The organism is Tolypothrix sp. PCC 7601 (assembly GCF_025677855.1).
GTDB lineage: Bacteria > Cyanobacteriota > Cyanobacteriia > Cyanobacteriales > Nostocaceae > Aulosira > Aulosira diplosiphon.
This window is the reverse complement of the sequence record NZ_CP064879.1, coordinates 5,749,499-5,770,734: the sequence shown is the minus strand read 5'-3', so window position 1 is coordinate 5,770,734 and position 21,236 is coordinate 5,749,499. Positions and strand designations below refer to the sequence as shown.

Here is a 21,236-nt window from a genome sequence, read left to right as displayed (position 1 = left end):
TATTTCCGCTATCATCTCCAGCATTAAGCCAACGCCCATTGGGGCTAAACGCAAAAAAATTGCTAGATTTAGCAAATTATTGGCTAATCTAGCAACTATAAATTATTTACAAAAAATCTAATCTTGCGGTTCAATTCCCGCCGCCCGTAATTGTGCTGCTAATCTTTCAGCACGTTGTCTTTCTTGTTCGGCGCGTTGTCTTTCTTGTTCGGCGCGTTGTCTTTCTTTTTCAGCTAATTCTGAACCCCAAAGTAGTAAATTTCCTTGTTCATCCCACCAGCGCAACCAATTTCCGGTACGATTTTCACGAGTACCTTGCCATACAGCAAGATAAAGATTCATTTGGGCTATCCAGTAACGCTGGTTTTCGTTAGGGTTTTGGACAACGTATCTGCCAGTATTATTATCTAAACTATAAAATTCTAAATCTCCGCTATCAGGTGCAAAAATGGCGTAGTTTGGAACTTTTAAGACGCATTCGTAAAAAAACCATTTACCTGGGGGGTAGGTGGGTTTGATGGAATATTCCCCACCTTCTGTATCAGAAAGAAATTCTATGACAATTAAGGGAATTTCTCCCTGTAGCTGTGGTGTGTAACTGCGAGTTACATCTTCTCGATTAACGCTAATTTTGGGAATATACGCCCAGTCTGGGGCTTTGACGACAATTTTGCCATTTAATGTGGCGCAGATACCGTAATTTGTTGGTGTGAGGGCGTTGGGTGGAAGTTTACCAGCAAGTTCTAAACTTTGTGTTAGTGCAGCAGCTAAGGCTGGTTGGTTGATGTTGTCCACTGGATCGTCTGGGAGTTTGTAATCGTCGGGTAGTTTTTCCCAAGTGATTTGATAGTTCTGGGTGAGGGTTGTCATAGTGGGGTTTGCTTTTGGTGTGATGTCAAGGTTGGAAAGAACCTCACCCCCCTACCCCCCTCTCCGCAAGCAGAGAGGGGGGAGGAATTTTCCAAACTTTCCTATCGTCGAAGGATTGTTTGTGAGTAATTTAGCCCCTCCTCGCTTGCGGAGAGAAGTCCGAGCGGAGGCTTCCTCCGATCGGAACTTCGGGGGAGGGGTTGGGGTGGGGTTACTCTTCTTCATCGGGTTCCAAATCTTCTTCTGTGAGTTCTTGATGGGGGATAGCGGCGATAATTGCATCTATTACTTTGGAAACTGGTAAAATCTCGATATTAAGGTCAGGGAATTTTTGCCCTTTGGGGACGATCGCTCTTTTAAATCCCAACTTCGCAGCTTCTTTTAACCGCAGTTCCATCTGGGAAACCGATCGCACTTGTCCCCCTAACCCGACTTCACCAATTAAGACTGTACCTGGATCGACGATGCGATCGCGGAAACTTGCAACAATGGCGATCGCAATTCCTAAATCTACTGCTGGTTCTTCAACATTCAATCCCCCCGCCGAAGCAACATAAGAATCTAGCTTCGACATGGGAATTCCTACCCGTTTTTCTAACACCGCTAATATTTGCACTAAGCGGTTATAGTCTATCCCCGTGGCGGCGCGCCGGGGGGAGGGGTAACTAGTAGGGCTGACTAAAGCTTGCAATTCCACAACGATGGGGCGAGTTCCTTCGCAAGCCACAACGATAGCAGTACCTGGTGCTGGATCGTCACGATTACCTAAAAATAGCTCTGAGGGGTTAGGAACTTCACGCAATCCATGAGATACCATCTCAAAAATACCGATTTCGTGAGTTGCACCGAAGCGGTTTTTTACTGTTCGTAATAACCGATGGGATGCAAAGCGATCGCCTTCAAAATACAATACGGTATCTACTAAGTGTTCTAAAACTTTCGGCCCTGCGATCGCACCTTCTTTGGTCACGTGTCCCACAATTAACATTGTCACGTCTTCGTGCTTTGCCACTTTCATCAGTGCGGCTGTACATTCCCGCACCTGGGCTACGGAACCAGGTGCAGATGTCAGTGCTGGAAAGAACACTGTTTGAATACTATCAATTACTGCCACATTTGGTTTAAGAGAGTCTATTTCCCGGAGAATTTCTTCTAAATCGGTTTCTGGCAATATATATAAATCTGCGCCTATATTGTCAGGGTTTATACTGTTGCTGTCTATGGCAACAGGTATGACTTCACTTTGAGGATCTATGGGAACAGGTGTTACTGCCTCTACAACTGTATTTTCATCTCCTACTACATTCACACCTTTTGCTACACCCAAGCGTGAAGCCCTTAATTTTACCTGTTGACCTGATTCTTCACCTGTGACATAGAGAATGCGGTATCTCTGCGCTAATTGATTAGAGACTTGAAGCAGTAAAGTTGATTTACCAATTCCTGGATCACCACCAATCAACACCATCGAACCAGGAACAACACCACCGCCCAAAACCCGATCTAATTCTCCATAGCCAGATTCCCAGCGAGCAATTTGGCGATCGCTAATTTGATCGAATGTTAAGGAAGAGCGCGGTTTTGCTGGCTTATTATGAGATTTGCCATTAGTAGACGCTGATTGCCAACCACTGACTCCCCCTCGGCTGGGTATATCGACCGATGATTGGATAGAAATTTGTTCTTCTAAAGAATTGTAAGTACCACAAGCGGGACACTTACCAAACCATTGAGAAGATTCTGCACCACAATCGTTACAAATGTAAAAGGTTTTGGACTTTGCCATTCTTAAATCTTATTAAATAATCTTAATTTTTCCTTAATTCTTGGCGAAAAGAAAAGTTCAATAATAGTAGTAGTTACAGCTTTTTTTCATCTAATTCATGGAATGATATCTTAATATTATGGTATTAAAAATTAATCATGAAAAATTTTAGTTAAGGAGCGTTGAGAAACTTGGAAAGTCATAAAGAAAAAATCCTGGTGGTAGACGACGAAGCCAGCATTCGCCGGATTTTGGAAACGCGCCTTTCCATGATTGGCTACGATGTAGTGACGGCTGGTGATGGAGAAGAAGCTTTGGAAACTTTTCGCAAAGCTGACCCCGATCTAGTAGTTTTGGATGTCATGATGCCAAAACTTGATGGCTACGGTGTTTGCCAAGAACTACGTAAGGAGTCAGATGTCCCTATTATTATGCTAACAGCCTTAGGGGACGTAGCCGATCGCATCACCGGATTAGAGTTAGGCGCTGATGACTATGTAGTTAAGCCGTTTTCCCCAAAGGAACTAGAAGCCCGGATTCGCTCTGTACTCAGACGGGTAGACAAAACCAGTGCTTCGGGAATTCCTAGTTCTGGAGTCATCCACGTTGCTAATATCAAAATTGATACGAATAAGCGACAAGTTTACAAAGGTGATGAGCGCATTCGCCTAACTGGTATGGAATTTAGCTTACTAGAGTTATTGGTTAGTCGCTCCGGAGAAGCTTTTTCCCGTTCAGAAATTTTGCAAGAAGTATGGGGTTACACACCAGAACGCCATGTAGATACCCGCGTGGTGGATGTGCATATCTCCCGTTTGCGCGCCAAATTAGAAGACGATCCCAGCAACCCTGAATTGATTCTTACCGCCCGTGGCACTGGTTATTTATTCCAACGGATAATTGAACCTGGGGAGGAATAAATAGGGGAGATGAGGAAGATGAGGGGGATGAGGGAGATAAGGGAGACTTACCTATTGCCTTCTTGCCCAATGTCCCATGCCCAATGCCCCATAGCCAATAACAAATGAATAAACCCGATCCCAATCTAGTTTTACGCCGTCTACCCATAGTAGTTGGCTGTTTAGGCGCTGTACTTTTGCTAATTAACCGCTTGTTAACACCGGAACTGACAGAATCCCAAGCCCGTGGGGATGTACTGGGCGTGATTCTAAGTGCGGTGTTAATTTTAACTGGATTAATTTGGCAGCAAGTACAACCGCGATCGCCTGATACTGTACAACTGATTGGGGAGGAAGGTTTTGTGTTGGCTGCGGATTTACCAGAAGCCGTGAAAACAGAACTAGCTTGGGCATCCCATTTATTATTAACTAACACCGTCACGCGATCGCTCTTAGTTTTTTACCAAGGTAAGGTTCTGTTACGTCGCGGTATTCTCTCGCCTAAATCTGAGGTTGTACCAGGCCCAATTTTAAAAAGGGTATTAGAAACACAAAAACCAGTTTATTTAGTTGCATTAAAAGTCTATCCAGGCAAAATAGAATTTGATTATTTACCCGAAAATACTCAAGGGGTAATTTGTCAACCTATCGGTAACCAAGGTGTATTAATTTTAGGAGCAAATGCACCTCGCAGTTACACCAAACAAGATGAAAATTGGATATCTGGAATTGCTGATAAATTAGCTGTAACTCTCAGTTCCTATTTGCAAGTTGAGTCAGAAAGTTAAAACTTTATGCAAATTATCTATTGGTTACTGATTGCAGTGATGGTTGTGGGTGTTATCGGCGCTGTAGTTCCTGCCATCCCTGGAACCAGTTTAATATTAATTGCAATTATTATCTGGGGAGTTGTTAGCAGTTCCTTTGCAGCAATTAAAATACCGCTAATTGTCACAGTGATTGTATTGCTTCTGAGTATTGGCGTAGATTTTTTAGCAGGCTATATAGGCGCGAAACAAGCTGGCGCTAGTAAGTGGGGACAAATAGGCGCATTTGTGGGGTTGCTTTTGGGATTCTTCGGGTTATTACCAGCTTTACCCTTTGGCGGGCCGCTATTAGGTATTTTAATGGGGCCATTATTGGGCGCAATCATTGGTGAATACCTTTACCAGCGTCAACTAGGAGTCGCAATCAAGGCTGGTATTGGAATTGTCGTTGGTACAGTCGTGGGAAATTTACTCCAAGGAATATTAGCGATCGCTGCAGTGGTAGTTTTTATAGTGAACACTTGGCCGCAAATATATGGCAGCTAAGATTCCTGTAGATTAAGCAAATGAAAAACTCCACCCACAAGGGGATGGAGTTTTTGGGAATTGGGAATTGGGCATGGGGCATGGGAAAGAACATACCAATGCCCTATGCCCTATGCCCCAAGCGGCGGGGCAGCTATCCCTCTCCACCCACAAGGGGATGGAGTTTCCCGCCGCTTTCAATAAAACTTTAGTAGGGTGGGCATTCATTGCCCACCCTATTTTATTAGTGACAAAAACCCGGTTAATAACATTATAGATTTGAGAGAAAATCTGCTTTTTTAGCCATAACAAAGTCTTCATTTATAGTTTATAAGTTCTTTGCACTCAGCTTATCTAAAAGACAAAAAGAGTTCATCTAGAAAACACAATTTTTACTGAGTTATTGAAGTGCGTATCATCCACAGAATTTGTATAGAAATCTTTAAAAATGAAAACTAGCAGTTTGTTAAACATACTGAAGCCAAACCTTCGCTAATCCAGGAAAATTACGTAATTTTAGAGACTACCAAATGACGTATCTAGTAAATGCCACTATGGAATCAATAAAGTTTATATCAAGATAAATCGGTAGCTCTTGCGTATTAGTAAACAGCTATGTCATTCTGTAAGAGTGATAAATAAATCACTCGCTAAAAACCAACAGGGTCATTGTTCTACCTAATTCATTCAGAAAATAATTCTAATCTAGATGACAAAGATAGGATGCATTAATGCTCTTTTATTGATGGTTTATCGCATCCATAACTAGTTTTAGAATTACACCTAATTAATAAACTAATTTCTTTTTACAGGAACCTTAAATCACCATGTTTGCTATTAAATCTAAAGTCATCAACTCTGCCTTAGCTGCTACTGCTGTACTTCCTTTAGCTATTGCTGGAATAGTAACCTCTGCTAGTTCTGCTCAAGCTTATAGTGGTGGGTTTACATTTGACGGTTCTGGCACTGTAGCTGGTATTAGCAAGACTGGTATCACCTTTAATCCTAATCCTGGAACAATTGCATTAGGAATCAAAACTGGAGATTTTCTTGGAGATTCCACAGGCACTATTTACAGTTTCTTAAATACTAGTTTACCTTCTAAATTTATAGATGTTGGTGCAGCAGATGGCGTTAAACTTCTGAGTTTGACTAGTATTCTTTCCCCAACATTTACATCTGTTTTCGGAGGAACAGACGTTAGCTTTAATTTCACTGGATTGTTTGAAGATGGTAGCCAAGCAGTAGGAAATATTGATTTTACTACTTTACTGAATGCCACAACTGCACAGAATGCATACAGTACAGGTGGAACAATTAATGCAAGTTTCAAAGGTGTGACAGTAGCCTCTGTTCCTGAACCAACTACATTACTTGGCTTGGGTGCTGTAGGTGCAGTCATGGCTATGTCTCGCCGTCGCAAAGCTCAAGCTAGTTCTTGAGCATTACCCACAAAATAAAAATTAAATTGTAGACAGAAAAGGAGTATCATTATTAATAGAAATATGTAAAAATAATTTCGATTTTGGTTTTCATTAAGTGTTATAGCTTTGTGTTCGTAGTAATCACTGAAGAAGTTACTACGAATTTTTTTATGAGGCTATTAATGGCAATGTGACTACACAATAAGGGCACAAAAATTTTGTACCCTTAAAGATTGTTATTTTACCCTTCAGACAAGTTTATGTAAAATTAAACTGCCTGCAAAGATTTTTTCGCTTCATTGGCGATCGCTTCTACTTCATCATTAGCCATAGTCTCTAATACAGCTTTCGCATCTGCGCCACCCAAGTGACTCATAGCTTGCACAACTCTGTAGCGGACTTGCCAATCGGGATTTTTGGCATAAGGCGCTAAAAGTGGGACAGCATCTGTATTTCCCAATTCGCCAAAGGAACTAATCGCAGCAGTTTGAATTAACTCATTGTCAGATGTGAGCGCTTGCTGGAGCAATTCAAAGCCTCGCGGATCGCCTAACTCTCCCAAAGTAGCGATGATACTAAATTTGACTAGCCATTCAGGACTTGCATCGTAAAGCTGTTGTAAATCATCAAAAGCTGATGTGAGTTTCAGCGCACCCAAACAATCTGCGGCGGCTGCTTGCACATCCGGTTCTGGGTCTTTCAGTAGTTCGCGTAATATATTCAATGATAATTCTGCATCTTGTGTACCAAATGTATCCAGTTGACTCACTGCTGAGTAACGGACACGAGCATTGCTGTCACTAACCGCCGTTTGAATTAATTCAAAAGCGATCGCAGGTTCTAAATCGCGGATTTGATTCACACCTCGCAAGCGATCGCCCAAATTTTCGGAACCGAGCAATTGCTGCACCGACTCAGGAGTAACACTCATTATATTTATCCTAAAGTTTCAAAAAGGGTCAAACGTCGCCAAGACGCAATTAATCGCGTCTGCACTCAAAAGTCAAATGACTAATTACTTTTGACTTTTGATATTGGACTGTTGACATTTAACTATTGACTAATCTTGCTCGGCAGCCATAGCGCGGATAATATCACCACGGGTAAGGATACCAATGACTTGACCTGCGCTATCTAAAACTGGTAAACGATGCACACTGCGATCGTGCATAATTCTGGCTGCTTCTTGTAAAGCTTTATCAGGAGAAATAGTGATCGGATTCTTACTCATCACTTCCCCAACAGTTTGTCCCAGTGCTTTATGCAAGTCACGCTCATAATCGGCAGGATTTTGTAAATAGATGACACTATCGAGAAACATGATGTAAGCCGGAGGAGTCACACCTGTTTCTTGCCACATCAAATCTGTTTCTGAGATAATGCCCACCAATTTACCAACATCATCCACTACAGGTAATCCGCTGATGCGTCGTTCTGCAAGAATTTGTATGGCTTCTTTCAGTGGAGTTTCAGATCGGACAACCACCGGATCATGGCTCATCACGTCGGCAACGGTTTTAGGCATTTGTCTGCTAACACCTTTTATCAAAGTCTCTGGGTTTATTTTAAAAAATTGCGGGTCGTAACCTGATGCAGTTCATACATCGTTACTTGTAATGGGAATGGGGCATTGGGCATTGGGCATTGGACATTGGGCATTGGTAATGGATCATGGGTAATTGGTAAATTATTTCCCCCTCATCTTCCTCATCTCCCTCATCTCCCTCATCTCCCTCATCTCCCTCATCCCCAGTCCCCAGTCCCCAATCGCGCCTTCAACGCTGCGATAATTTGCACATTTGCTTTGGGAAAGGCAAACTGTTCTAAATCTGCTAAATTTACCCAACGGATTTCATCACATTCTATGGCTTGAGGTACACCTGCTAGATGGCGACATTGATGCACAGTTAGGGTAACGCGCAACTCTGTATAGGTGTGATCGATAGTAATGAGATGTTCTCCTACTGCTATTTCTATTCCCAGTTCTTCGTAAATTTCGCGTTTAATGCACTCTTCAACAGTTTCGCCAGGCTCAATTTTGCCGCCAGGAAATTCCCACAAACCACCCATTGCTCCTCCCGCACGGCGACGATCAATTAATATTTGTTCTTGGTCATTCCAAATTACAGCGACACCAATAATTTTATGGGGGAGGAGAGAAATAGTTTCACTCATGGTTGATGGGTACAGAATAAACTAGCAAAAAAAGGCAGAATTTAAAATTAATAAGCAAACATATAACTCGGCAAGCTTTTCTAAATGTTTGCCGAGTTTATATTGTATTATGCATTCACAAATTTTTAAATTTATTTGCCTCGATTTGCCTAGCTATTCTGATTGTCTAAATTTCAGATTGTATGTATGCTACCCCTAATCATAGCTATTATTTCAATCTATAGATAAGGGGTGAATTATCAGCATACTATCTAGATTTCGCAGAGTAATGTTTTTTGCTGATTTTGGCTTGTAGGAGGTCTATAGATGAACCCAACAACATTGTTATTCAATTTCGTTGTTGTTTGTTTCAGTACCTTGAAGAACCATTTCAAAATTCATTCTTTGTTCAGCATTACGCAAGAAATAACCACTAATCATTGCAGAGGCGAGAAGCCGTCCTAAACTTTCGCGGCTAGTAGTGATGCTAACGTCAAAGTGTTCCGAAGGTAGGTTACCCAAAAGACCAATAATATTGCGTTCCATTACTTGCAGAACTTCCGGAGAACTGGGTTTTGATAACTGAGAAACTGCCTCTGGACTCAAGGATTTAACATATTGCCAGAGTACATCGGTAGTTTCTGATTCACTGTCAAAAAATTCTGAAACTCGATTAGATGGGTTACTCACGTTGCATCTCCTTGATTAATACTACTAGCTACGGTTTTTATAAAGTTTAAAAATAAGTGCTTATCTCGTATTGACCTCAGCTAGTACTTTGCTGTTCCTGTCAATTAATGTAACAAGTGCAATTTGATTAGTGAGTGGGTGTAACCGTACCAAACCCGGCGTGTTTTCTCACCTCATATTGATGAGACTGCTAATACCCTAAGCCAGAGGCTTGCACTACCTTGATTTCTAATCAATTGTCTTTCGTCCTTTGTAAATAGCTCATAACAAAGCACAAAGCCTGAGCGCCTGTTTGAGGTGCTCAGAACTCTGTCAGAAAGGACAAAAGACAAATGACTAGCTGGCCAAATATTCATCCATGTTGGCTTTAGACTTACGTAGTTTAGTGAGTGCTTCCCGCTCAATTTGCCGTACTCGTTCACGACTGATGTTGAGGATTTCACCAATTCTGGCTAAAGTTAGAGCTTGACCATCCATTAAGCCAAAGCGCAGGGTGATTACTTCCTTTTGCTGGGGAGTCAGATCCCCCATCAGGCGCTCTAAATCATTAGACAATGAAGATTGCATCACAAAGTCTTCTGGAGAAGCGCCAGGATCTTCCAACATTTCTCCCAGTTCAGTGTCGTAATTATCTCCCAACCGCAAATCCAGGGATAGAGGTAGACGGGCCTTTTCCAGGTACTCTCGTACCTGTTTAGGTGTCAATTCCAATTCTTTAGCTAATTCAGATGCAGAAGGAGCGCGTCCCAGCCTTTGGGATAATTGCCTCTGTGCTTTTTTAATCTTATTCAGTTTCTCTGTAATGTGGATTGGCAACCGAATAGTACGAGCTTTTTCGGCGATCGCTCTGGTGATAGCTTGACGTATCCACCAATAGGCATAGGTAGAAAATCTATAACCTTTTGTGGGGTCAAACTTTTCTACACCCCGTTGCATCCCGATGCTGCCTTCTTGGATTAAATCTAGGAGATCGACATTGCGCTTAATATATTTTTTGGCAACAGATACAACCAATCGCAAGTTAGCTTCTACCATCTTGCGCTTGGCATATTCGCCGTCGGCGATCACTTCGTTCAACTCTGCCAATTCTAGATTTGTAGCTTTGGCCCACTCTTCTAAAGTTGGTTGACGACCTAACTGGGTGACAAGCTCATCCCTTATTTCATACAAAGCAGTTGAACGCTGCACCTGTTTGCCATAAAAAATCTCTTCCTCGTGGGTTAAGAGTGGCACACGGCCAATCTCACGCAGGTAAGTCCGCACGAGGTCCGTGGCTGTCTGAGCGGTCTTCATGGCGCTACTCATTGGTAATGTTGGATTTGACGGTATGGTCATTTAGTGATAAATGCTTTGCCAGGCTGCTAACCAGTTTGAATGGGAACCCAGACTATGGTTGGCAATTTCACTGTCCGAAAAATTCGGCTGCTCATATTAATCTATTCAGGTTCTTAACTGCTCTAGACGTTACAGTTATTTACCCAGTTTCACAAGTATCTAGAGTTAGATAAAAGGTATTGAGTAGAACATTTTTTGGTTTTTCTCATGATTAATAATTGTAACATTTATGATAAAAATCTCATACCCTTGAGTTCGGAATTTTAAAGGCTGTTCCCATAGCTCTAACGCTGTCATATAGATGAATCTCGCTTATTAGCTGACTTCATAAATGTCTCTGTAGGAAGAAATTTGTTTCTCATAATTCTTAAAATAAATCAATGATAAGTATAAATAATGTTCTATAACAATTAATTAACTTTTGCTTTTGTTGGGATTGGGGATTGGGGAACTCGGGGCCCCCTCTGGGGATAAGGGGTAATGGTGACTGGGGACTGGTGACTGGGAAAGGAGCAGGGACAGATTAGGGGTATGAGGAAGAAAAACAAATGCTGACTTCTCATTACCCATGCCCAATGCCCCATGCCCCATGCCCGTTCTTTTAACTTTTACCGCTTTCTCAGATTTGGTAAAAGTACCTTTTGCAAGAGATGATGATCAACATTCCTATTGCAGCAGGCAGTATTCTTGGATGACTTTTACGTCTAAAGTGGTAGTTTGCAGAGAATGTATGGCTGCAACAGTGGCTTTGGCTCCTGCAATGGTGGTGATGATGGGGATTTTGTAAGCCAAGGCTGTGCGGCGAATTAACCGCGCATCAGTATGGGCTTCTTCTCCCGATGGGGTGTTGATAATTAGTTGGATTTTTTGGTTTTTGATAGCATCCAGGACGTGAGGACGACCTTCATGGAGTTTCAGGACTAACTCAACAGGTAGCCCATGTTCCTGAAGAACTTTACGCGTGCCAAATGTTGCCATCACTGTAAAGCCCAAATCAATAAATTCTTTGACGACGTTTACTGCTGGAGCTTTATCGCGATCGCTCATGGATACAAATACTGTGCCCGACAATGGTAGACGCTCACCCGCAGCGATTTCAGCTTTGGCAAAGGCGCGGCCAAAATCTGTGTCAATTCCCATAACTTCACCAGTGGAGCGCATTTCAGGGCCCAAAATCGTATCAGTACCGGGGAATTTATTGAATGGCAATACTGCTTCTTTAACCGCAATATGGGAGGGGATGACTTCCTGAGTGAAGTTTAGCTCCTCTAAGGTTTTGCCTGACATGATTAAGGATGCGAGTTTTGCCAATTGCACACCGGTTGCTTTAGAAACAAAGGGCACAGTCCGAGAGGCGCGGGGGTTGGCTTCTAGAATGTAAATTTGCGGTGAATAGCTACTAGCACCCACAACAGCAAACTGAATATTCATTAGCCCAACTACCGAAAGCGCCTGTGCTAACTGCACTGTCCAGGTGCGAATTTGATTTAGCACTGCTGGCGGTAGGGAAATGGAAGGTAAAGAGCAAGCTGAATCACCAGAGTGAATCCCCGCTTGTTCGATGTGTTCCATAATACCACCAATTACCACTCGTCCCGTGTGGTCTGCGATCGCATCTACATCAACTTCGATGGCATTTTCCAAAAATTTATCAATCAAAATTGGGTGATCGGGTTCTACCTGTACCGCAAAGGTCATGTAACGTTCTAGTTCTGCATCGGAGTAGACGATTTCCATTGCCCTTCCCCCCAGCACATAGCTAGGACGTACCACCACTGGATAACCAATGCGTTTGGCGACAATCAGCGCGTCTTCGTAACTCCGAGCAATTCCATTGGGGGGTTGAGCAATATTCAACTGATTGAGGATCTTTTCAAACCGTTCCCGGTTTTCTGCCATATCGATAGAATCTGGCGATGTACCCCAAATTTTTGTAGTGAGTCCTGATTCGGGATTGCTGAGTATTTGTTGCAGAGGTACTGCTAGCTTCAATGGTGTTTGTCCACCGAATTGCACAATGATGCCTACAGGATTCTCAGCTTCAATGATATTGAGGACATCTTCTTTAGTTAATGGCTCAAAGTACAGGCGATCGCTGGTGTCATAATCTGTAGAAACTGTCTCTGGGTTAGAGTTGACCATAATTGTCTCGTAGCCTGCACCTTTCAAAGCATAGGCTGCATGACAACAGCAGTAATCAAACTCAATTCCTTGCCCAATCCGGTTGGGGCCACCACCCAAAATCATCACTTTGGGTTTGTCGGTGGGTAAAACTTCGGTTTCTTCTTCGTAGGTGGAGTAGTAGTAAGGAGTAAAGGCTTCAAACTCAGCAGCACAGGTGTCTACAGTTTTGTAAACTGGAACGACTCCTAACTGTTTGCGGTATGCGCGTACCTCATCTTCGTGAGTTTTGGTAGCAAAAGCAATTTGGCGATCGCTATATCCCTCACGCTTCACTTCATACATCTGCTCTTTTGTCAACTCTTTTAAAGGAGTGCGTTTGAGGAATTTCTCGACTTCTAACAGTTGTTGCAATTTATCGAGGAACCAAGGGTCAATACCTGTCAGTTCGTAGATTTCTTCATTAGTTAGCCCCAATTGCATTGCATGACGCACGGCGAAAATGCGCTCTGGGTTAGGTGTCCGTAACTGGGCGCGGATTTGTTCGCCGCTAGGTAATTTCTCGGCTTTGTCGCAACCCCAACCTGCACGTCCAGTTTCTAAGGAACGCAGAGCTTTTTGGAAGGATTCGTTAAATGTCCGGGCAATTGACATTGCTTCGCCCACAGATTTCATCTGGGTTGTCAACACTGGTTCTGAGCCAGGGAACTTCTCAAAGGCAAAGCGGGGAACTTTGGTGACTACATAGTCAATTGTGGGTTCAAAGGATGCGGGAGTTTTCTTAGTAATGTCGTTTTTAATTTCATCCAAGGTATAGCCAACAGCTAACTTCGCCGCCATCTTGGCGATCGGGAAACCAGTAGCTTTGGAAGCCAAGGCAGAACTACGAGACACACGGGGGTTCATTTCAATCACCACCACATCCCCACTTACCGGATTCACAGCAAATTGGATATTAGAACCGCCAGTTTCTACCCCAATTTCGCGGATGATTTTAATTGCCATATCCCGCAGCCGTTGATATTCCTTATCGGTGAGGGTTTGAGCTGGTGCAACGGTAATTGAGTCTCCGGTGTGGATACCCATCGGGTCGAGGTTTTCAATGGAGCAGATAATCACCACGTTATCTGCCAAGTCCCGCATCACTTCTAATTCGTACTCCTTCCAACCAAGTAGGGACTGATCGATGAGAATTTGTGACACAGGGCTAGCATCAATACCCACCTGTGCCATTTCCTCAAATTCTTCCTGGTTGTAAGCAATACCGCCGCCCGTACCACCCATAGTGAAAGCAGGACGAATAATTAGAGGATAAGTACCAATGCGGCGAGCGATCGCTTTTGCTTCTTCTAAAGATGAGGCGGTACCACTGGGGCAAACCTGCACCCCAATCTTATCCATTGCATCGTTGAACAGTTTTCTGTCTTCAGCTTTTTCAATAGCTGGGAGTTTCGCACCAATTAACTCAACGCCATACTCTTCTAAAACACCATTTTTCGCCAAAGCCACGGCGAGATTCAGAGCAGTTTGTCCTCCCATAGTTGGCAATAAAGCATCTGGACGTTCTTTGGCAATGACTTTTGCGACCATTTCCGGTGTCAGCGGCTCAATATAAGTACGCTCGGCTGTTTCTGGATCGGTCATGATTGTCGCTGGGTTAGAGTTCACCAACACCACTTCATAACCTTCTTCTCGCAAAGCTTTACAGGCTTGAGTGCCAGAGTAGTCGAACTCACAGGCTTGTCCAATCACAATTGGGCCAGAGCCTAACAGCAGTATCTTCCGGAGGTCTTGACGGCGGGGCATAGTCTTAAGGGATGGAGTAAGAGAATACAAATCCTGATTATTTTAAGATTCTTTCTCCCTGGTCACGCTGTTTGTTAGCAAGTTTTCTAAAGTTTGATGACAGGAGGGGATTGGGGGACTGGGGATTGGGTACTGGGTACTGGGGACTAGGGACTGGGGACTAGGGACTAGGGACTGGGGACTGGGGATTGGGTACTGGGGACTAGGGACTGGGGACTAGGGACTAGGGACTGGGGACTGGGGATTGGGTACTGGGGACTAGGGACTGGGGACTAGGGACTAGGGACTGGGGACTAGGGATTGCTCTTACTTGGTTAATCTCCGGTTTTTTGTATGTTGAAATTATTGGGAATTATCATTAGTAAATATTGCAAATAATTGGTAATATTTTTTATTAGTAGCGGTAGTTGATATGACAATAATGTTAAATTTAAAGTAATCCAGAGAATGCATCTATCTAAAGATAGATTTTATTAAATAACAGTAATTTTTAATTAGCTGATATTAGAAAAGTATTGTTAATTATCATCATAGTTTATATAGTTATTCATTGATATAACAAGATTAAAAATTGCAGAGATATAGAAATACTAATCTCTGCAATTTTTTATATTTTTTTAAGACTCACTACTGACTAATTATTATTCAGTATTAACTGACTTAAACAGACTTATCGAAATTTATCAGGTTCTAGTTCTGAGCAGGTTGAACAAAACCTAAGGTTAAGCTGTCTTTTGCTAGGAAGTGAGCCAAGTGATAAGCGCGTTCTTCAGTTTTCAAAAGAATTTTTTCGTAGAGGTAACGGGTACCACGGTCTCCCAAACTCTCTGCCTGAGCAGCTTGGCGGCGAATCAAGCCAATAATTGCTTGCTCTGCTGCTAAGTCATTTTCTACCATTTGGCGCGCAGAAAATACCCCTTCTGGCTCTTGTGTAAAACAGGTTAATTCTGCCAACTTGCTAAAGGTAGCTACTGGTACACCACCTAGTCCATCCAAGCGCTCTCCAATTTCATGGATATGTTCTTGTATTTCTTTATAACTATCATTAAAAAACTCATGTAGAGAGTAAAATTCTGCACCCTCAACCACAAAATGATGTTTTTGGTATTGCAAGGAAAGAGCTTGAAAACTTGCTAAGACAACGTTAAATCCTTCAGTAACTGGTGCAGTTACGCTGTGATCTAATAAAACTGGATTGTCATAAACATGACCAAAGTTTCTTAACACAGTAGTGGTATCAGACATTGTTCTCCTCGCTTTTAATCAGTTAAGGTTTTGAACTTCTGAAGTTTCTACATATTAACACTCTAAAAATTAAAAGCAATTCCAATTTATTTCATAGACTTTTAATTTTTTCATTACTAAAATTATGCAATTTCATTCTTATACTGAAGGGTTGCTCTGCTGAATCAGGGTCACAGAGACGCGATTAATCGCGTCTGTACAAGAGTCAAGGCTCAAAATAATTTATCCCCTCATCCCCTTTATCCCCAGTCCCTAATCCCCAGTCCCTAATCCCCAATCCCCAGTCCCCAGTCCCCATTACCCCTTATCCCCAAAGGGGGCCCCGAGTTCCCCAATCCCCAACCCCCATTAATAAAAGAACATTGCAAATATTAGAGATTTTTATCTAAAATAAATGAGAATTGTTTGCATCTAAGCTATGCTTATTTATAAAGCTGGACTCCTAGAGAAGGGAAACCTCAAGGAGCAAAACCAGCATAATTACTGCAAAATAGTTGCATTTTGAAGGTACATCTCTTGAAATCGTTTAGCTCAGAAGTAGAAACCAGACACACTTTAGAAGTGAATTGGGCGGATCGTTGGCAAGTTTATCAACGCTTACAGCAATTAGAGATTCCCTGTTGGTGTGAGTCTAACCAGCCATTGCAAGTTGAAATTACTAATCCTTTAGCAATAATTCAACTTTGGAGTGTCATGCGCCAGTTCAGTGTTTCCCGTCAAGACATAATTTCGAGTTTGGAGAAAAGCTGGCTACGTTTCAATCGTTGAAGCTATCTCGCTAACAAGGTTGTCTTATAAATAACAGGTAAAACCAACATGAGTGGATCGCACGCTACCGAAGTATCAGATTTTTGCCTTGAAGGAAGATTTCTGGAATTTGTGATTAAGGATGGCTATAAGCTCAAAGGCTTGCTCATCGGGACTGCTGAAGGTGAATCTTATGTGAAACTTGCTAAACATTTAAAATATGCTTTTGATTTGCGCTTACCGCCAGGTACTTGGCTGCAAATTGTCGGGACAAAAAAGCATGAAGTAAAAAGCGGCAAAATCACGTTGAAAGCTGAACGTGTCATGGCAGCAATCCCCGAAGTCTCCCGAATTCATGACATTACGACATTAACAGCAGCGCCATCTATTAATAAAACTAAAGAGAAATCTCCGAAAAGCACTATTTTGGTTTGTCAAAAATCTGATTGCATGAAACGCGGTGGTAAAGGACTTTGCCAAGCGTTGGAAGCAGCATTAAGCGATCGCGGTTTGGAAGACCAAGTTACGATTAAAGGTACTGGCTGTATGAAAAACTGCAAAGGTGGGCCTAACTTAGTAATGCCAGATAAAACTCGTTACAGTCGCATTCAAGCCGCACAAGTTCCTGCACTCATGGATAAGCATTTTGCCAAAAATAGCGAAAACCAGCAGCCAGAGCCTCAAAAAGAAATAGTGATATCTGTTGTCAGCAATAGTTAGTTAAATAGTGATAATTTCATGTGAAAATATAATTAAGAAATTTTTCGTGTTCCCTTTTCTTGATCGACTGTGAAGTTTTGCAATATTTTTGCAAAATCAGTGTCACATAAATCAGATGTTACAGCCTATGTAGTAAGTACTTTAGTGCATTGGGTGGCAGTTAAGTGACAATTACGTAGTTTGTGAGTTTTCTTGGTAAAGTTTTAAATGACAATAATCACTAATGCACACAGTTAATTCATGATGTGCATTTTTTAGTTGCAAATTCAATGCCAAGCTTTAACCGAGATGCGCCTCAATACCCTCTCAGACAAGAATGGATGAATAAGCGTTCTTGTATTGTAGTTTGTCTATGCTATCTAGCTGGAATAATAACTCTGCCAATCATCTTATTTTTATTTTGGAATCGGCCTGAAGCTCAAAAGCAACGTTTTTTGCAAAGAGAAACTAATCAATGTCAGCGATGTGACCTATCGAACAAAGACCTATCATTGAAACAGTTCAACAATGCAGATTTCTCTCAGGCAAATCTCCAAAACACAATTTTAGGAGCCACTAAACTCCGGAACGCTAATTTTTCTCATGCTAATCTTCAACAAGCTGTGCTACGGCAAGCCAATCTAGAAAATACTATTTTTGATGGTGCAAATTTGTCTCAAGCTGATTTTCACTGTGGTGCTGGCACTTGTACATATCTGGATGGTACAAGTTTTAGAAATGCGAATTTAACTGGTGCTAATTTTAGTTATGTTGGACGGACTCCAGTCGGTGATTTAGGATTGCCAAATGTTGATTTTACAGGATCTGACTTAAGTGAAGCTAACTTTGAGGGTGCTAACTTGAAAGGGTCTGTGATGGATCAAGCCAAGCTCTGTAATACAAAAATGCCTGATGGAAAAATCTCTAAACGAAATTGTTAACCTAGCCGTCATCAAATACATACACTAGGACTCATAAAAAACTAGCTGTTCTGCTTTGTGCTCCCGTTTTTAATCTGGTAGTTGCCATAATGACAGTTCCCGATCAAATACTGAAACAACTCGTAGATATAATTCATCATCCCCCTAGTATGTACGAACAACCCCCCTACAACCTAGATTGGGATACAAAAGACGCATATTTTGATAGAGTTATCACAGATTTTCAGGGAGCAGAAACCTTTGATTTGTTCCCCGATCACGCTCCTGGTAGCTGGTTGATCGAATATCCTTTTGGTGAAGGTTTCACTTCATTCTTTCACCTATTTATTTATCTTAAAGAAGGTGGATCACAACTGACAATTACAGATGAAAATAGAGTAGAGCAAATCATACACGGAATTGTCTTGGAAATTAACCGCGATGCACCGATCGCAGTTTATAGTGCAGGATACTCAAGGCAGGTGTATAAAAATGGTGTTTTTGTGACTGGCACAGTTGGCTTCGTAGATTTCGACTGGATGATGCTGGATCAACTACCTGCTGGTGAGTGGCAGGCTCAACTAGCGGAGGCAACAGATATTTTAGCCCAGCATGGAATATTTGTATTGAAGCGCAGTCATTTTGAGCGAGCATTGTTACTAAACCCAGTTCCTGAAGTTACGCCAGCAGAGTTGTTTGTTCTATGGTTCTATAAAGAACTTTGAACAGGAATAGGGAAAACTCAGCCTTCTTGATGTTTTTTTAGTAGCCTGCAATCTTCGTATTACAAAAAATTACATTTCTACAGGAATTTTGTTTGTACCATCTGTATTTCTAATATGTAGAACTAAATTCGGTGTTTAATCACCATTATTTATGCGTTTTTATGCTAAACGTCGCATTCAGATGGCTGTTCTTGTAGCAGCTTTTATTTTCTTCTTCATCAGTTGTGAACAAAAGCCAGATTCTCAACCTGTTACCGTAGAACCTCCACCAGCGATCGCCTCTATATCTTCTCACTTAACCCAAGTCACTAATCTCTCTCACAAAACCATTGTTCCGCCTTGTGTGATTTGGAAACAATTCCAGCAAGCGGTGACAGAGAAACGCATCTCTTTTACCTACCCACTTCCAGAATTGCCGAATGGTTATCGACAGGGCTGTTTACTAGCGGATCAGGGTATTGATACTTTGATACTTTATGTTTTCAAAGATGGGTGGGATATTCAAAAGTTGCAAATTAATCCCAAATTTTACCAGCAGCTATCAAGCAAGCATCAGATTTATCAGTTACTACCACCTCTGAAAGCTTTTAAGAGAATACCTCCTAGCCGCTACTTAAGAGCAGATTATCTGATGATGGGGTTCGATGAGCCGAAAAAACCTAATAATTTTAATCTTAACAAGCCTTCAAATTGGAGTGACTGGCAGCATCCTTATCTACCCAATCCCTATTCTGGCAAGGTTTATTACCGCAATATCTTTGTGGATAAATTAGAACGCCAGGACGGAGAAATCATGGCAAATTTGCTAGAATCCACAAGCGATCGCTGGCCCAAAAATGTCCCCACAAATTATAGTTCACCCCCACTAACGGCAGCATCTAGTTGTCAGATCAAAGAATGGACGCGTTCCGAGTATGAAGTGAATTTTACTCTGGTAGTGACTAATCATAGCGATCGCCCACAAAAGGCAATTGTCGCTGAACTAGAAATTCTGGATAAGGAGGGCAATGCGGCTCGTGATTACAATCCCTATCGACGATTTCAAGGATTGTATTACTCATTAGGTACACCACTATTAGTTGGGGAAACCAGATATATTGAGGATCTGCGAAAGTATGTCTCTACCTACTGGGACAAAATGACTCTGAAGCGTTGTCAATGGCTGAATGGATATCATGACTACTTGGAAATATACCCAGAAATGCGCTATGCACCTCCTGCTGGGCCTCCTTAAAGTTCTTGTTTGAAAACTTAGTCAGGTTTTGTAGAAGTGCGTAACTTTTTGAAACCCAAAGGAAAGCGGAGGTGAGAGTAAAGTCACGAAGAGTATTTTTCCAGCTAATTCACTACGAATTAATGAAATGCTGTAATTAATTAGTTATATGAAAAATTGTTTGAAGTTTTCAATTATCCCTGTGTTTCTCTTAAGTGAAGCCTACTATGTGCTGCACTTTATTGGGTTGACGAGCTGGTGTACAGGTACATCTTCTGGCTATTACAGTGCTTGTTATTACATTTGCCGTCAGGTGGGAGAGTGGTTGTTTAAGCTAGAAATGTTGCTCATAGCCCCATTAATTATGGCGATCTGGTTTTTAACTATACAAAAACAAGGCAAATTAATTGTGGGATTGCGATTTTTCGGGATAATGTACCTTTTATTTTTGCGGTTTGCGATCGCATCTATGATTGGCGAGCTAAAAATTGTACCTTGCAGATGGAGTGCCTAAAGGAATTATATTCAGCTAGACTACATCGAATCTAAACGACGGCGTAATTGACTGCTAAAAGCATCAATTACTGTTACTACTACCAGCAATACCAACATCATGGTTGTAGCTTTGTTGTATTCAAATCCGTCAATGTAACTCTTCAACTGAAAGCCAATTCCACCTGCACCCACGACACCTAAAACAGAAGCAGCACGGATATTGTATTCAAACATCCAGAAGGTATAACCTAATGCTAATGGCAGCACTTGGGGCAAAATTCCATATTGGGCAATTTGCAATTTGGATGCACCAATCACTTCTAAGGATTCTAAAGAACGAGAGTTAACGGCTTCAATTGCTTGTTGATAAAATTTAGCGAGGTAGCCGATGGTGTAAATTCCTAAGGCTAATGTCCCGGCTGGTGCGCCTAATCCTGTGGCGGCGACAAAAATTAAACCGAGAATAATAGACGGGACGGAACGCACAGTATTTTGGAGTAAATTCGCTAACCATTGCAACCATTGGGGCGCAACGTTGCTGGCGCTAGCGATCGCAATCGGTAAAGAAATAATTGCACCGATGGTAGTTCCCCAAAGTGACATCTGTACAGTTTCAATCAATGCTTTAACTGCGATATCTAAAACTGTCCAATCTGGGGGGAATAACCTGGAGATAAAATCAGTGATATATGGCCAGCTAGTACTCAGGACTGCATAATCGACTTTTAGCCCTTGTAACGCCCAAATATAAACGACAACAGCTATTAAGGGGATAATCAGCCAACTCACCCAAGAATAGCGCCGGAAAATAGAGGAATTCAACAAGTCATTCATGA

The 21,236-nt window shown here is 41.9% G+C and carries 21 protein-coding genes; 11 read left to right on the top strand and 10 right to left on the bottom strand.

Going from position 1 to position 21,236, the window contains the following annotated elements; translation table 11 throughout:
* Nucleotides 1-117: 117 nt before the first annotated feature.
* Together HG267_RS23740 and radA are read right to left on the bottom strand one after the other, a co-directional pair.
* Nucleotides 118-870 (bottom strand): Uma2 family endonuclease, encoded by a 753-nt coding sequence (locus tag HG267_RS23740; protein ID WP_081583894.1) that lies wholly within the window; start codon nucleotides 868-870, stop codon nucleotides 118-120.
* A gap of 211 nt (nucleotides 871-1,081) precedes the next feature.
* Nucleotides 1,082-2,656 (bottom strand): DNA repair protein RadA, encoded by a 1,575-nt coding sequence (gene radA, locus HG267_RS23735; RefSeq protein ID WP_045868272.1) that lies wholly within the window; start codon nucleotides 2,654-2,656, stop codon nucleotides 1,082-1,084.
* Between the two features lie 170 nt (nucleotides 2,657-2,826).
* On the opposite strand from radA, the gene rpaB reads away from it, so the two are divergent.
* The 5 genes from rpaB to HG267_RS23710 all read left to right on the top strand — a co-directional run bounded on the left by rpaB (nucleotide 2,827) and on the right by HG267_RS23710 (nucleotide 6,268).
* Entirely contained in the window at nucleotides 2,827-3,555 is a 729-nt protein-coding gene (rpaB, locus tag HG267_RS23730) for a response regulator transcription factor RpaB (RefSeq protein ID WP_045868271.1), read from the top strand.
* A gap of 104 nt (nucleotides 3,556-3,659) precedes the next feature.
* Nucleotides 3,660-4,322, top strand: a complete 663-nt coding sequence (locus HG267_RS23725) for a cofactor assembly of complex C subunit B (RefSeq protein ID WP_045868270.1) — start codon at nucleotides 3,660-3,662, stop codon at nucleotides 4,320-4,322.
* 6 nt (nucleotides 4,323-4,328) lie between these two features.
* Nucleotides 4,329-4,847 carry a DUF456 domain-containing protein gene (locus HG267_RS23720; protein ID WP_045868269.1) on the top strand — a complete coding sequence of 173 codons (519 nt, stop codon included), beginning with the start codon at nucleotides 4,329-4,331 and terminating at the stop codon, nucleotides 4,845-4,847.
* 73 nt (nucleotides 4,848-4,920) lie between these two features.
* Nucleotides 4,921-5,103: a hypothetical protein gene (locus tag HG267_RS23715; protein ID WP_155538990.1), complete on the top strand. Its 183-nt coding sequence runs from the start codon at nucleotides 4,921-4,923 to the stop codon at nucleotides 5,101-5,103.
* Between the two features lie 550 nt (nucleotides 5,104-5,653).
* Nucleotides 5,654-6,268, top strand: a complete 615-nt coding sequence (locus tag HG267_RS23710; protein ID WP_045868268.1) for a PEP-CTERM sorting domain-containing protein — start codon at nucleotides 5,654-5,656, stop codon at nucleotides 6,266-6,268.
* 250 nt (nucleotides 6,269-6,518) lie between these two features.
* Here the strand turns inward: HG267_RS23710 and nblB are convergent, their stop codons facing one another.
* From nblB to HG267_RS23675, 7 genes are all read right to left on the bottom strand, one after another.
* Nucleotides 6,519-7,181 carry a phycobilisome degradation protein NblB gene (gene nblB, locus HG267_RS23705; RefSeq protein ID WP_045868267.1) on the bottom strand — a complete coding sequence of 221 codons (663 nt, stop codon included), beginning with the start codon at nucleotides 7,179-7,181 and terminating at the stop codon, nucleotides 6,519-6,521.
* 129 nt (nucleotides 7,182-7,310) lie between these two features.
* Nucleotides 7,311-7,775 (bottom strand): CBS domain-containing protein, encoded by a 465-nt coding sequence (locus tag HG267_RS23700; RefSeq protein ID WP_045868266.1) that lies wholly within the window; start codon nucleotides 7,773-7,775, stop codon nucleotides 7,311-7,313.
* 218 nt (nucleotides 7,776-7,993) lie between these two features.
* Complete coding sequence (mutT, locus tag HG267_RS23695) at nucleotides 7,994-8,425, bottom strand: 8-oxo-dGTP diphosphatase MutT (protein ID WP_045868265.1); 432 nt, start codon at nucleotides 8,423-8,425, stop codon at nucleotides 7,994-7,996.
* A gap of 324 nt (nucleotides 8,426-8,749) precedes the next feature.
* Nucleotides 8,750-9,094 carry a DUF760 domain-containing protein gene (locus HG267_RS23690; RefSeq protein WP_045868264.1) on the bottom strand — a complete coding sequence of 115 codons (345 nt, stop codon included), beginning with the start codon at nucleotides 9,092-9,094 and terminating at the stop codon, nucleotides 8,750-8,752.
* A 336-nt stretch (nucleotides 9,095-9,430) separates the two neighbouring features.
* On the bottom strand, nucleotides 9,431-10,387 hold the full coding sequence (locus HG267_RS23685) for an RNA polymerase sigma factor, RpoD/SigA family (protein ID WP_045868892.1): 957 nt from the start codon (nucleotides 10,385-10,387) through the stop codon (nucleotides 9,431-9,433).
* Nucleotides 10,388-11,095: 708 nt separating this feature from the next.
* On the bottom strand, nucleotides 11,096-14,356 hold the full coding sequence (gene carB / locus HG267_RS23680; protein WP_045868263.1) for a carbamoyl-phosphate synthase large subunit: 3,261 nt from the start codon (nucleotides 14,354-14,356) through the stop codon (nucleotides 11,096-11,098).
* A 690-nt stretch (nucleotides 14,357-15,046) separates the two neighbouring features.
* On the bottom strand, nucleotides 15,047-15,601 hold the full coding sequence (locus tag HG267_RS23675) for a Dps family protein (protein ID WP_045868262.1): 555 nt from the start codon (nucleotides 15,599-15,601) through the stop codon (nucleotides 15,047-15,049).
* 516 nt (nucleotides 15,602-16,117) lie between these two features.
* Here HG267_RS23675 and HG267_RS23670 point away from each other — a divergent pair.
* The 6 genes from HG267_RS23670 to HG267_RS23645 all read left to right on the top strand — a co-directional run bounded on the left by HG267_RS23670 (nucleotide 16,118) and on the right by HG267_RS23645 (nucleotide 20,419).
* The gene (locus HG267_RS23670; protein ID WP_045868261.1) at nucleotides 16,118-16,369 is read left to right on the top strand and encodes an Asr1405/Asl0597 family protein; all 252 of its coding nucleotides are present in this window, start codon (nucleotides 16,118-16,120) and stop codon (nucleotides 16,367-16,369) included.
* A 48-nt stretch (nucleotides 16,370-16,417) separates the two neighbouring features.
* A complete protein-coding gene (locus tag HG267_RS23665) occupies nucleotides 16,418-17,068 on the top strand; it encodes a (2Fe-2S) ferredoxin domain-containing protein (RefSeq protein ID WP_045868260.1) in 651 nt (216 codons plus the stop codon).
* A 269-nt stretch (nucleotides 17,069-17,337) separates the two neighbouring features.
* Complete coding sequence (locus HG267_RS23660; RefSeq protein ID WP_045868259.1) at nucleotides 17,338-17,988, top strand: pentapeptide repeat-containing protein; 651 nt, start codon at nucleotides 17,338-17,340, stop codon at nucleotides 17,986-17,988.
* Nucleotides 17,989-18,077: 89 nt separating this feature from the next.
* The gene (locus tag HG267_RS23655; protein ID WP_045868258.1) at nucleotides 18,078-18,692 is read left to right on the top strand and encodes a hypothetical protein; all 615 of its coding nucleotides are present in this window, start codon (nucleotides 18,078-18,080) and stop codon (nucleotides 18,690-18,692) included.
* Between the two features lie 151 nt (nucleotides 18,693-18,843).
* A complete protein-coding gene (locus HG267_RS23650; protein WP_045868257.1) occupies nucleotides 18,844-19,926 on the top strand; it encodes a hypothetical protein in 1,083 nt (360 codons plus the stop codon).
* 160 nt (nucleotides 19,927-20,086) lie between these two features.
* The gene (locus HG267_RS23645) at nucleotides 20,087-20,419 is read left to right on the top strand and encodes a hypothetical protein (RefSeq protein WP_155538988.1); all 333 of its coding nucleotides are present in this window, start codon (nucleotides 20,087-20,089) and stop codon (nucleotides 20,417-20,419) included.
* A gap of 20 nt (nucleotides 20,420-20,439) precedes the next feature.
* Here the strand turns inward: HG267_RS23645 and phnE are convergent, their stop codons facing one another.
* Complete coding sequence (gene phnE, locus HG267_RS23640; protein ID WP_045868255.1) at nucleotides 20,440-21,234, bottom strand: phosphonate ABC transporter, permease protein PhnE; 795 nt, start codon at nucleotides 21,232-21,234, stop codon at nucleotides 20,440-20,442.
* Between the last annotated feature and the right edge of the window lie 2 nt (nucleotides 21,235-21,236).